This is a genomic window from Legionella santicrucis, from assembly GCF_001468135.1.
Lineage (GTDB): Bacteria > Pseudomonadota > Gammaproteobacteria > Legionellales > Legionellaceae > Legionella > Legionella santicrucis.
In genome coordinates this window covers 17,830-30,376 of sequence record NZ_LNYU01000009.1, presented here as the reverse complement: position 1 = coordinate 30,376, position 12,547 = coordinate 17,830, and the positions used below count along the sequence as shown (strand labels likewise).

Below are 12,547 nucleotides of genomic sequence, written 5' to 3'. Positions count from 1 at the left end.
AGTGATTTCAACACATTATTTGGTTGAAACTTCAGGCACATTCATCCAGGCTCCCTCATGTTTAACGCCCTTATTATCAATAAAGGGTGCAATCCAAACGCGCCGAATCTGTATTTTTATTACGGGAGGAGGAGCAATTTGTGTTTTACGAATAATGTGTATGGTTTTTCCTTCGGTCAATGCATTGACTTCATCAATCGACATGCATGAATCCCCAGCAGTTAAATTACAACTGAATTTTGAGTTCATACTGGAACAGGACATCACCAATAAACTACTTGCCATAACACACATCAGATACATTAAAGATTTCATTCGGAAGCTCCTGATGAGGGCAATTTGTCACCTAACTGCGCTTGATTAATTTGAGCCATCACTTCTTTAGGAATAATGGGATCGTTATTTCGTGACATGTCCTGATGGGATCTATTTTTTTCTTGAGGCTCTTCATCGTAAAGATAAAATCCCTCTTTAAACACAATATTCACCACATTTCCTGCACCCACTTGAATCACCGGGTGGTATTGTTCTGCGCGTTTAATGTAATATTGTGATAACTGATCAGCGGCTTTTGACGCCCCACCATACCCTGCAAAAGGTGCAATGCTACTTGAAGGAACTATAGACGTAGCCCCATAAGCGCCAAAACTCTGTACCGATTGAGCATATTGCGCAGCTTGTGCAACGCCGGAAAGTGCCCCACTAATTCCCGCCCAGGCAACAACTTTGCTGTCGCGCATCAACGGAATCCCCTTAATACCTACCTTACCGCCAAAAAAGGCCCATCCGATGATGTCTTTATCAACGATTGGTTTTCCTTCGTGCACGCAGGATATTTTGTTTAACGCAACATAAGCACGTTCACTGGATATGTCGCCATAAGCACTTGCCGTAACAAAGCAACCACCCAAATGGGATCTCTTTCCATTGGGTAATACTCCTGAATTGATTATTTTAAAAAGCATTACTCCGTTATTCTTCATCTGGGCATCCACTGAAGCATCAGCATCCACACCACCTAATACCACCGCTTTCGCAAAAGTCCCGCTTGGGACATAATTTTCTGGATTTCGATAAAGGTTAGCTGCCCTTCGTTTCCGATACGGATAAGAGGCGGAATGTATGTGATCCGACTTATGACGGCTCGTTAAAACAGTTTGATTCTGAGGCAGTGCATCAGAAAGAACAGCTCCTCCTGGTACGAACTCATTTGCAGCAAGAACTGTGTGATTCGCTGGAGCTTCTGCTTTTTTTACCTCATTATCGGCACGGATTTGTGCAATTTCCATCATGATTTTTTCTCCCAGCTTATTAAGCAACGCTTCATTTTGCTCCTGGAATTTTTTTACTCGCTCTTCAAGCTGCGCATTTTTTTTATGAAGATTTTCTAAATCCAGTTGCTGTGAGGTTAATGCACTCTCGCCATCAGCTTCAGAAAACTGCGAATCCATCACCCCAGTAAAGTCCACCTTACTTGGAGCACTGCCCTTTTTATGTCCTGATTTAGTCGCGATAAAAAGAAAACTCAAAAGCAATACGCCACCGAATCCAAAACCTAATACCCGTAACAATTGCCCTTTCTTAATTTTTTCATTAATTTTCATATTCTTAAGCATGTTCCTTCTCCCGTACCACATAGATTGTTTCCGTACCATGAGGAGCTATGGTTGTTTTGCTTACGGAAAAAGCCCTCATATCCTTGCTTTTAAATAATGACTCATTGAGTTCGAGAGGTGTTCTTGAGCGGTTATATACAGTCAACACTTCCCCCGTATACGATGAACCAATAATTTGTTTTGTTAATTTGTAACTTAATTCTTTATTGATTGGTCTATAACTCGTAGACAGCGACTGAACACCATACCCCTCAGGTACACGGTTGGTTACCATGGCTTGTATTAGCTGAGTTACTAACTCATCATGGGTAGTTTTTTGTTCCACTTTGCGGGCTTTAAGAGTTGGTGTTTTAGGGATAAACTGCACCGTTTTCCCTAAAGAGTCTTTAGGTTCTACGGTCATGGAAAAATTATGCCCCGCCCGTGTAGTCACAAATACCGTTAATGGCTCTTCGATGAGCAAATCCATGTAGACACTTCCATCTGGGGCATATTCAACGGCTAACGTTTTATCGGGGAAACGTACCTTGGCAATACGATCCTGACTGACTAGCAAGCGATTGTAATTTGTTTTACTTAATTCAACTGTAAGCGTCTCATTGTCATTAAATGGACGCTGATTGGTCGCATGGGCCGCAGCGAGTGAACAAAGTAATATTAATAATAAAGCCACTTTAGGCATTGCTCTCTCCTTTTTCTTGAGCAAATCCGGTAATCGTTAATTGCCCTTGTTGATAACGATATTGAATTCGATAGATTCGTTCTTCTGCATTAAGTGCACGATACCCAACATAGCGCTTTAAATTCCCTTTAAGCACCGTGAATAAATCAGTGCTGTTTGAGTTAACGTCTGTTATTTCAAAAACGCTGGATATTTTTTTTGATTTGATTACCGACTCTTCTTTCGCTAATTTTTTCTTAAATGGTGCATAAATAAGCGGATCAACATAATTTAAAAGCTGCCCATGATTTTTGCCGACATTGTCAGGGGTCACATTTAAACGCGTGTATACAAAATTTTCTGCCATTAAATTAAGGTAATGAATATCAACTGACGCATCACTCAGCACATATCCTTTACTTGATCCAAAAGGCACAATTTCACGCTTTTGGTGTTTTAAACCATGTAATGCCATGTACGCCAAAATGAGGTTACTCAGCATTAACCCTAAGACTAAAACCACCATCAGATTAAGTCGTGCAGATACTTGTGATAACCTGCTTTCTTGAATATGAAAATCCATCATTTCTCCTAACTAATCCAATATCGTTGATGTGATGGAGGCAGTCCTTTTAAAAAATGTTTTGTAAGAGAATGAGGAAAATACCAATACATCATCAGTAATAAGTAACTTGGTGGATTTCCCTTTTTCATTTTTCTCACAAACATTCTTAAACCAACTCCTACAAAAAACAGGATGATTTTCACCTTAAGAGATGAAAGCATGGCCAAAAATATGAAGAAGCCACCTATAATGCAATCATCCAGAGTTAAACCTAATATGCGTTTCGGCTCATCTAAATGACGAAGTATCAAAAATAATTCCTCATTTTCCATTTCTTACTCACTAAAAAGTAATAAAAACGCCTACAATAGTTGAAATGATTCCGGCTGTAATAAACGCGGGAATAAAGGCTTTCGGATCGTGTTTTATTGCGGCCCAGAAGGCACCGCATAACAAAGTTACGGCGGTCAGTACAACCCAAATCATCCCATCTTTTCCTAAAGATTTACCTAAAGAACCACCAACCAACATTTTTACGATGTCCTCACCTTGAGAGGGTGCAGCAAAGGTAAACCCTGAAAAAATAACCATTGAAACACTAAACATCATTTTGGATACCCTGCTTCTAAGGGTGGAAAATAAATTGTTCATATCAGTTCGTTCCTTGCTAATTTGCTAAATCATGAGGTATTGACGTTAATTCACGAGCTAAAGTGTCTGCTTTTTCTAAATAAGGCATCATCATCGAAGAAAAATACCTACACTCGTGATTTGAACGGGCTCGCTCTAGGGTTCGATACACCAAACCAAGGTTATCTAATGCAAATTGAATCCGATTTTCTTTAATTAATGCAGCAGATTGCTCCATCATGACGCCTGAATAACTCACATCAACGGAGCAATGCTCTTTCGTATTCGCGTTGGATAATTGGCTTAAACTGGCTCCCAGGTATTTACACTCATTCGCCAATTCGTCTTTATCAACAGAGGCTGAAAACACAGCCCCAGACAACCCAATAGAACTTACAAATAGCGCTGATTTTTTGTATAAATTTTGCCTCATTTCGCTTCTTCTCCTTTTTTTAAGTAAAAAAATCCTATCACCCGCTTTTCATGGGCATATATAAGTCACTTTGTTTTCAAATTAGAACTCTGGACGCTCTTTAAAAGATCCCAGAAATCACCTTAGTTAATCCCTGCTCTAGCGCATTACGTGCTTCTGGAAATTTAAGGTTTACTTTATCAGCATTCGACACTACACGAGTTCTATAGCGTTGATATTGGCTATCGCGCGATGAGGTTTGAGTAGTCACTGAGCTGCTGCCGTTTTTTAAATTGGATTGGAATTGTTCATTGACTTTAACTCCCTTCCCTACTCGCTCACTGATTTGCACGTCTGTAATCATCGTGTAATTCACATCTTTAACTAATGAGTCCGAAGCCAAACCAATGACACCGCCAGCAAGGCCACCTGCAATCATGCCGGTACTTGAGTTAGTAAAACTCCCGGCAGCAGTACCCGCTACCGCACCTGCAATCGCGGAACCGTAACCACCGTCTAATGCGGATTGACTCGCAGCAACACTCATTTTTCCTATCTTGAGTACGTTGGCTTGCAGCAGATAATATGCTGAATTGGGGTTATTAACTATCTTGTAACCATGAGAGCTTAAAGTAGTTTTTAATTGTGGCGTAATATTCAATTCCTCGTCAGAGGTGTTTTTTACCGAAACATAAACGGTTTTTTGATTATTGGAGACTGGATCTAAAAAAATCGTTTCACTTTGTTTGGTGCTGACCTCTAGAGTGCGATGCTCCAACGCCGTTTGTGTCGCAGCGCAACACACAAGCATTATGATAACTGGTGTTAATAAAATTGATTTGGCAATTATCGCTTTATTCTTATAAAGAAAATTCATATTAATATCCTTATACCCTTTCATACATTAATGATTTTTTAAACAAACATATTTGAGTACGGTTTATCTTTATTGATCCAATGCATGAGTTAACGCTGATCTTTCTATTTCATCAACGTTATCATCTAAATAACTTTCCTTAACCAGTTCAATGCAATCATTCTTTGCCGTGACTATTTGGGGCTCTTTAAAAAATAAAAAACCAGAAGCTAAGCCAACGCCCAGACCTAACGATACACTAAGAGCCGCAACGCCTAGCGCAGGCATTTCAAAAGCCATCAATGATGCTAAATAAATCAGAGGGGTTTGCCACAAGCCAGCCAAAATTCCGATTCCAATACCTATGGCACCTCCTGTAACTAATGCAGCACAGGCAATACCAATCAGAGCCAATCCTAGAGCGATATAATAGGAGCTATTATATTTTGCCCCCAAGATTGATTGGCATCTTAAATTAAACACGTCAATTGGATTAATCGCATCATGCGGCTCATTTATCAAACTTTCTAACAGCTGAGTTGTTATTGAATAAAGATTAATTTGAGTAATAGGATCGAGCTTCTTTATTTCTTGATCCAAAACAAGAAAGGATTCATTGATCTGTTTTCCTTTCTTTCCACTCAGACCATTTAGTGATTTTACATATTTTTTTTGACAATAAGCCAAAGCCGATTTAGCTTCCATTTTTTTCCCTTTAATATAAATAAAACAGCTTTTTTAATTCAAATTGATATTACGTTTTTATTTTTCAGAGCTTTTATTACGAATATTTACCCCCTTTCTAATCTATGAACAGCCATTCCCGTAGGGCAGATATACCAACATCAACTTTGCCGTCAACATTCTTAAGAATAGTGATACAAACATTGTCACCCATCATGATGCTTTCACCCTCTTCGCTTGATAGAACTAACATTTTGAAATAGCTCCCTCATTTGTAATTGCCTGATTTAATTCCGATATAGGCTAAAATCATTTATTACTTGAGCAACTTGCATCACATCCTCCTTTTTTTGGTTAAAGAAATCCTCTGAGCATCATAGGATGCCCATTTTTTAAATTTCTTAATTTTTTTGCGTTCTAATCTAGCGATTAATGAATAAATATTTATTCATTTAAAAAATTTTGTTCGATTTATCTGAATGCCTTTACCTCGTTTTGTCCAAGCGATCATACTGATCTATTAGCTATATCCCTTAATGTACTGTCTCATTTTCAAACGGATACATTAAAAACAACTGCTGCCTTTTTAATAATGAATATGCATATATCGCCGCTTGTGCATGTTTATCAAAATCAAAGCCACCTATGTTTAGGGCTGCCTGTTGCAAACAGGAAATACAACTCTCTAAAATATCGAATACTTCTTGTTCTACAGTCATAATGGATTATTTTGATAAGCGAAAAGGTTATTGAACCATCATTTAAATGAAGGTGCATTCACCTAGGTGCAAGGATATGAAAAAAGTGAAAATATTTTTTTAGAATGAATAGGCTAATTAAAGTAACTATTGTAATCATAGGTAATTATCAAATGTTTCATCAGTTTTACATAATCGATAAAGAGTTGTTCTAGGTTAGACTCATGCAATCCCATGTCCTTTAACCAGTTAAAAAAATCCTCTCCTTTTAACAAATTATGCTCCTCTCTAAATTGTTCGACTTGATATATAAGCTCGTATTCTGTAATTGCATACGTTTGTTGATCAAGAAGAGACAGTAAGTATTGATAACGGATCCTATTCTTTTTTGTTTCAGGAATTGATAGTAATTTAAGAATATTTTCCGCCCTCTGTAGAGAAGCTGAACATTCTGTCTGCTCATGCATAGGAGCACGCAACCAAACAGGAGACAAAGTAGACTCAATTAATTTTTTTTCAAAAAGAGTAAACTCTCTTTTTTTTCTATTTAAATCAGAAACCGTAAAAAGAATGTGTTGTTGATTTAAGGAAAGCAATAACGACTTTGCATCCTCTTTTTTTGCGTCTATATAATTAGATTTAATCAAATGATAAAGATCTTCTGACACGTGTTGAGCAATTTTCTCCCAGGTTCTTTCAGCATAAAAAATGGATCGTATTGAATTTAAAACAGTTTCATTATTAATACTATTTAGTCGTTCAAGCGTTAGGCGGATATTGATCAAAGGAATAGTTTGCACGTTATTGAATTTAGAATAAGCAATAGCTACTTCATCGTCACCATCTACTTCTTCATTCTTATACATCTCATATATACGTCCATGCCCCCTCATGCCAAAAGCATTCAGCTCCGCTGCTCTCAAAGCACCCATTGAAGCCGAACCCCAAACCTCAATACCGTAGTCTAATGCTGTTAATATTTCTTTATGCCACACAGAAGGAACCCAGGAAAAATTTCCATCGATGATAACAATCCGTTTGTACCCTTCTTTTATTGCCTTAAGCACATCTCCCTTTTTGATTGAAGGCAAATACGTTGCATTGGGAAGTAGATGTATCGCCTCTTGATGAGTTAACGAAGTTTCTAAGAAAACTACTGTTTCATACATGGTTTATCAAATCCATAGAAATTAGTTTTACTTTTAAAATGCATATTTCTTTGTCATAGTATTTATAAACTAAAATATCCTGATTCTTCCCCTTAATCTTTTCAAACAGCGACCAAAGGGCAGCTTCTATCGTCTCTACCGAATAATTGGGTAATTCAGCAAACCCCTTTTTATCTATGACTACAGGAAACTCACTAGTTTTAAAATCATACTTAGTATGAATCAAATCATCGCGGGAGCCTGCTATTGTGGTTACTCGCGATTGAATGGCCTCAGTTAGTGCACGATTTAAAGCTATTTGTTTATTGAGATGACATCCACCTCCTTTAAATAGGATTTGATTTTCAAAAGGATTCTTTGATTTAATCAATACCTCAAATGAAGGAATTTCATAAATATTTTCATGAAAGTAAATATGACAATCAAATTTTTCTGTTATATTTTTGACCATTTTGCCATTAACAAAAGCGATCTCAGAGATCTGTTGCGCATTTTGTCGTTCTATCACCTCTAGAATACCATGTAAAAGGGCTTCTTTATAATTATTTCCCCCCACAAGTCCGGTTGTATCAGGAGAGTAAATCAACACTTCCGGCAAATAAGAATTTAGTGAGTACTCAGCAAAAGGTACGAGAATGGTTTTTTCTGCAAATACTAATTCAGCTTGTACCCAATTCATTGGTCTTGATAAATCTATACAATGTACTGACTTTGAAAGATGATTTATTGGTAAAAAAACAGCCTTATCTTGAACTAACTCAAGCTCTGACTTATTAGTTACTTGTGGGACTAATTCTTCAGCAAAATATACTTCAATAGACTCCATCAATGCCGAGCACTGAGCCGCTTCTTTTGTAAATCCTTTTCCTTGACTCGTAGTTAACGATTTTGCTCTAGGCCTTATTGCAGTATAAACAGGTAGCGCTGTGTAATCCAAATGGGTTAAATCAGCTAATCGTGTAATTCCTGCCAGTTTTTTGAAATGAGACAATACGCTTAGTGTTTCGCCGTAATTGCGAGCTCTTAAAGACGTTTCTGTCTGCTCAAAAATCATTTAGAAAGCCTTTCATTAAGATAATAGGCATCAATGCCTAAGGTTCTAAGTTCTGATACAAACAATTTACTTCGATATCCTGATGCACAATAAAATACCAACTTTTTATCTTTATAGGATAAGAAAAACGAATAATCAGTATTTTCTTTTATAGGAAAAAATAGATCATCATCTAACTTAGCAATCTCTCGTTCTTCTTTTTGCCTTATATCAACCAGAAAATGCTTGGTTTTATCAAGTTGCTCCAAGGAAATTCCATAATCAGCGTTTTGATTTTGCAGATACCCTAAGCTGATTTTTCTTTGTTTACATGCAAAACAGTTATTATTTTGCTTTATGGGCATGGAAGAGATGTTGAAGTTTTTTGCATCTATTATTCGTATCTGTGATACTTTCTCATTCTCTATCTTGAGTAAATAATTTAACGCAAGATTAGCAGCCATGGTTCCTGCTATTCCTGTCACAGTGCCTAACACACCCGCTTCAGAACAATTAGGTATTACACCTATAGGTGGTGGATTAGGGTATAGACAACGATAACAAAGGTGCTTTGTATCAAATAAAGCAAGCTGAATGATACTGACCAAAATACTACAGCTGATAAATACTTTTTTCTTTAAAACACAAATATCGTTAATAAGGTATCTCGTTTCAAAATTATCTGTACCATCGATGATCAAGTCTACATCTGACACTAAAGAATAGCCAAAATCTAGATCAAATTTTTTAGTGTACGCCTCTATAACCACATTTTTATTAATTTTACTTAAAACATCTTTCGCTTTTTCGGCTTTATAACACCCAATATCGGCTTCATTAAATAAAATCTGTCTATGCAAGTTAGAAAGTTCTACATTATCATAATCGACAAGAATTAACTTTCCAATACCCACTGCAGCAAGATATTGAGCAACTGGACTTCCAATACCGCCAAGCCCAACAATCATGATTGTTGCATTATTTATAAGTTTTTGACCTTGCTCTCCAATAACAGAAATTTGGCGTTTGTATCTATCCACTCTACTACCCTCCTGAAATAGAAGTTACAATACACACCTGATCATTAGGGTTAAGAGTGATGTCTTTAATGGATGAGATCTGTCCTGAGTTAACAAATACGGAAATGTATCCCTTTGAACAACCACTTTCGTCAAACATCTTTTCAAAATTTTCTTTATAAAATTCTGCTAATACTTGTTGCAAATTTGATTTATTGGAAACCAATTGGATTTGTTTTCTATCTGAATTAAACTCTATTAATTGATATTCATGCATTCTTATAACCCGTAGATTTTTTTATAAACGACATATATAATTTATTTATATTTTTAACAATTGTGACGAAAATATGAACGAACAACTGTTTAAAGACCTTACTAAAAACTCATCAGCAGCCAAAATGAGGCTATAATCCATTTTTAGAATTAATATATTTCTACAATATCTTGCTCTGCCAGAAAGTTTCCTGTTTGATTTATTTCAGTAATAGAGTCGTCCCAACAAATCACCATCGCCGACTTAGACATATGCGCCATTTGCTCGCTTGTATCATCAGGCCTAACAAAAAGTGTCCACTCATTTTGTACAGAAAGTTCAGGCTTATTAATTTTTTTTATAACACCGTTCTTTCTAGGAAAATAACCACAAACATAATGGCTTTTATTCTTTACTAAACGAGGAGGTTCAACTCCACAAACTATACAACATAAAATTGTTTCAAGGCTTATGGAGTATTTCTTCTGGTATAACTTATTAAGACCAATACCTGGAGGTCTAGCATTGGTTTCAATAAATTGAATATAACCATCCTCATTCATGAAAAACTCAGTGTGAAGTATCCCGTTATTGAATTCTAATAACTGGCACACCTTAACTGAAGCATCTAAAATCAATTTTCTCTGATGTGCATCTAAAATATTCAGACTAAATATAGGTAAATTTTTACTGACCATTAAATGATTTGGATGAGTATATTTTCTAGCTTCTACAAATAATATATGCCCATCAAATACTGCCAATTCTGAATGGTATAAATCATCTGCTACATAAGCCTGAGCTATATAATTTTCGTCACTCTCTTTCTTATTAGTTATAAAATTACAAAACTCCTCCTCGGTTTTAATATGATATGTCTCATAAGAACCAGAGGAATTAATAGGTTTAATAAATATCTCTTGTACACCTATCTTTTCTTTGATTGATTTTAGGTTGGAAGATTCAATCAATGTAGTTGTTTTAGGATATGAAAATAGACCATCCAATTTTTGATACATAAGATCTTTATGACTTAATAGCATCGATGTATTCAAGCCCATACCTGCAATATTTAGATTTTCCCTGACTTTTGCTATATCAACAAACATATCTTCCGAAAAACAGACTATATAATCAGGGCGAATCGAATCACAAATAGCTAGTAGATCTTCAAATGAAAATGAGCTTACTAATACATTTTCTCTGTTTTTAACAAACTTAGATGCATCTTTAATCAAAAAAATGGGAGAAATCCCTAATTGAACGAGTTGATCACAACCAATTAGTTCATAATCCTGAAGGGTATCAATGCATAACAGTTTCTTTATTTTCATTGTATTTAATACCAAAACATCCTACTAAAAATGTTGTTTTCGAAGGAAACTGCTCAACTGAATAACCAAGCTTTTCAGTTACTTCTAAAAACCGAGGATCGTAAGAAAAAATTGTGTCTCTAGGCAACTTAAATAGGTTATTAGTCACTTGGTTATTTTTTTCATGAAAAAGCGTTAAATCCAGATTTGTAGCACTTTCAAAAAACGGAGTACTCTTGAAATGACCTAATTTATTTATATGATCCGAATATTGTAAGTAAGTATCGTATATTAATTCACAGCGTTGTGGTTTATTTGAAAATGATGTTGGTTTGAAAGCCATTTCTTCTTTGAGTATTGAATAAAAAACAGGATCGTTCTTATTTTTATCAAAATGAACAGGCTCCATAACAAAGGGAGTGTATTTGGATTTATATATGTTGCGATACACGTCAACAATAAAATCTAAGGGTAGCAAATCATCACCTACAGCCAATCCATAGCCAGGAACTTGTCCTGTTCCTATGGTAATTAATTGACTAATCGCATTATTAGTGAATTCATTTTGAGATATTTCGGGATTATTTGCTCGTACATAAGCCATTAGATAATTATAAAAAGGTAGATTTGCATAATATCCTGTCTGATTAGAGTCAAACTCCATCACTAAACTTAAAAGAGTAGGTAATTTATTTTCTTTTATTGAGGTTACAATTTCAGAAGGAAATACCAATAATCTTGAACGCCAATTACAATTAGCCGCATCACATAAGCTTTTGAAGGTTAAATAATGATTTCCCAGATCATCTGGGACTGGAATATCCGCCTTAAAATACTTTTCTAAACTAGCATGAGGCCTTGAATCCGCCACAGGACAAAGCAAGAATGTATTCCTCGCACCCGATGATATTTGTAATATATCGGTAGGATGATGAGTATTTGAAGCATTATAAAGTGAACTTACACTTAAAAAATCACCTTCTTTATAGATTTGGTGTGTACTTGACTTCCCTTTAAACTCAATAAACATTTCCAGATTTTTTTCTAATACCATTGAGAAAGGAACTGCTGATAGCTTGCCACCAGTATTTGGTAAATAAAAATAATGTTCATCTGCAATGATTTGTCCATATTGATATTCAAGTACAGTAAAAAGCATATTTTGAATACCATCTATGGTCTCTAATATTTCATAGAGGCGTTTATTTATCCGAGCTATATCCCCTTTTATCTTATCCCACGATAATTCACTCATATGGCATCAATATAAAATCCTATTAATAAATGAATCATACAAGAGAATATGAGGGTATTCAATGAACCCGTATTTCATGTAATAAAATTTATTAGTAAAAACAATTATTTTTATTGCATTAATGTGTTTCAAGTTATAAATTATGTTACTTGGAATGCATTTTTAGATGAAAACGGAGTTTTAAATGGTAATAGATCATGTAGATAGCCAAATTATTAAAATGATAATAAACGGCAGCCATGTTAATGACATTGCGGAAGATACAAAAAAATCAAAAAGATACATTCTCTATCGACTCAGCGACTTAAAAACAAGCTTTAATTGCAAAACCACGCCCCAACTAATCTATATGTTGGCCACTTCTGGATTAATTAAGTAAT

18 protein-coding genes are annotated in these 12,547 nt (G+C 35.6%); 1 reads left to right on the top strand and 17 read right to left on the bottom strand.

The genetic code is table 11. The features are described 5' to 3' along the window. Positions 1-15 precede the first annotated feature (15 nt). From Lsan_RS02070 to Lsan_RS01995, 17 genes are all read right to left on the bottom strand, one after another. Positions 16-315, bottom strand: coding sequence for a hypothetical protein (locus Lsan_RS02070; RefSeq protein ID WP_058512886.1), 300 nt, complete (start codon positions 313-315; stop codon positions 16-18). Further along, complete coding sequence (locus Lsan_RS02065) at positions 312-1,616, bottom strand: TrbI/VirB10 family protein (protein WP_058512885.1); 1,305 nt, start codon at positions 1,614-1,616, stop codon at positions 312-314. Before Lsan_RS02065 ends, Lsan_RS02070 begins: the two co-directional genes overlap by 4 nt. Continuing rightward, entirely contained in the window at positions 1,609-2,298 is a 690-nt protein-coding gene (traK, locus tag Lsan_RS02060; protein ID WP_058512884.1) for a type-F conjugative transfer system secretin TraK, read from the bottom strand. The genes Lsan_RS02065 and traK overlap by 8 nt, the downstream gene beginning before the upstream one ends. Further along, the gene (gene traE / locus Lsan_RS02055; RefSeq protein ID WP_058512883.1) at positions 2,291-2,860 is read right to left on the bottom strand and encodes a type IV conjugative transfer system protein TraE; all 570 of its coding nucleotides are present in this window, start codon (positions 2,858-2,860) and stop codon (positions 2,291-2,293) included. Before traE ends, traK begins: the two co-directional genes overlap by 8 nt. 8 nt (positions 2,861-2,868) lie before the next feature. Further along, a complete protein-coding gene (gene traL / locus Lsan_RS02050) occupies positions 2,869-3,174 on the bottom strand; it encodes a type IV conjugative transfer system protein TraL (protein WP_058512882.1) in 306 nt (101 codons plus the stop codon). A 10-nt stretch (positions 3,175-3,184) separates the two neighbouring features. Further along, on the bottom strand, positions 3,185-3,451 hold the full coding sequence (locus Lsan_RS02045; protein ID WP_058512881.1) for a hypothetical protein: 267 nt from the start codon (positions 3,449-3,451) through the stop codon (positions 3,185-3,187). A 58-nt stretch (positions 3,452-3,509) separates the two neighbouring features. Beyond that, positions 3,510-3,905, bottom strand: coding sequence for a hypothetical protein (locus Lsan_RS02040; RefSeq protein ID WP_058512880.1), 396 nt, complete (start codon positions 3,903-3,905; stop codon positions 3,510-3,512). Positions 3,906-4,005: 100 nt separating this feature from the next. Beyond that, on the bottom strand, positions 4,006-4,761 hold the full coding sequence (locus tag Lsan_RS02035) for a complement resistance protein TraT (protein ID WP_058512879.1): 756 nt from the start codon (positions 4,759-4,761) through the stop codon (positions 4,006-4,008). Positions 4,762-4,830: 69 nt separating this feature from the next. Next, on the bottom strand, positions 4,831-5,445 hold the full coding sequence (locus Lsan_RS02030; protein WP_058512878.1) for a hypothetical protein: 615 nt from the start codon (positions 5,443-5,445) through the stop codon (positions 4,831-4,833). A gap of 97 nt (positions 5,446-5,542) precedes the next feature. Beyond that, entirely contained in the window at positions 5,543-5,677 is a 135-nt protein-coding gene (locus Lsan_RS23470) for a carbon storage regulator (protein ID WP_083505065.1), read from the bottom strand. Positions 5,678-5,957: 280 nt separating this feature from the next. Next, positions 5,958-6,143: a hypothetical protein gene (locus Lsan_RS02025; protein WP_058512877.1), complete on the bottom strand. Its 186-nt coding sequence runs from the start codon at positions 6,141-6,143 to the stop codon at positions 5,958-5,960. Positions 6,144-6,256: 113 nt separating this feature from the next. Further along, positions 6,257-7,291: a TfuA-like protein gene (locus Lsan_RS02020; protein WP_058512876.1), complete on the bottom strand. Its 1,035-nt coding sequence runs from the start codon at positions 7,289-7,291 to the stop codon at positions 6,257-6,259. Then, positions 7,284-8,345, bottom strand: a complete 1,062-nt coding sequence (locus Lsan_RS02015) for a YcaO-like family protein (protein WP_058512875.1) — start codon at positions 8,343-8,345, stop codon at positions 7,284-7,286. The genes Lsan_RS02020 and Lsan_RS02015 overlap by 8 nt, the downstream gene beginning before the upstream one ends. Beyond that, positions 8,342-9,364, bottom strand: coding sequence for a HesA/MoeB/ThiF family protein (locus Lsan_RS02010; RefSeq protein ID WP_058512874.1), 1,023 nt, complete (start codon positions 9,362-9,364; stop codon positions 8,342-8,344). The genes Lsan_RS02015 and Lsan_RS02010 overlap by 4 nt, the downstream gene beginning before the upstream one ends. A 4-nt stretch (positions 9,365-9,368) precedes the next feature. Further along, on the bottom strand, positions 9,369-9,620 hold the full coding sequence (locus tag Lsan_RS02005) for a ubiquitin family protein (RefSeq protein ID WP_058512873.1): 252 nt from the start codon (positions 9,618-9,620) through the stop codon (positions 9,369-9,371). 149 nt (positions 9,621-9,769) lie between these two features. Continuing rightward, the gene (locus tag Lsan_RS02000) at positions 9,770-10,933 is read right to left on the bottom strand and encodes an ATP-grasp domain-containing protein (RefSeq protein WP_058512872.1); all 1,164 of its coding nucleotides are present in this window, start codon (positions 10,931-10,933) and stop codon (positions 9,770-9,772) included. Further along, entirely contained in the window at positions 10,905-12,167 is a 1,263-nt protein-coding gene (locus Lsan_RS01995) for a hypothetical protein (protein ID WP_058512871.1), read from the bottom strand. Before Lsan_RS01995 ends, Lsan_RS02000 begins: the two co-directional genes overlap by 29 nt. 184 nt (positions 12,168-12,351) lie before the next feature. Here Lsan_RS01995 and Lsan_RS01990 point away from each other — a divergent pair, with 184 nt between their 5' ends. After that, the gene (locus Lsan_RS01990; protein WP_058512870.1) at positions 12,352-12,546 is read left to right on the top strand and encodes a hypothetical protein; all 195 of its coding nucleotides are present in this window, start codon (positions 12,352-12,354) and stop codon (positions 12,544-12,546) included. Position 12,547 lies beyond the last annotated feature (1 nt).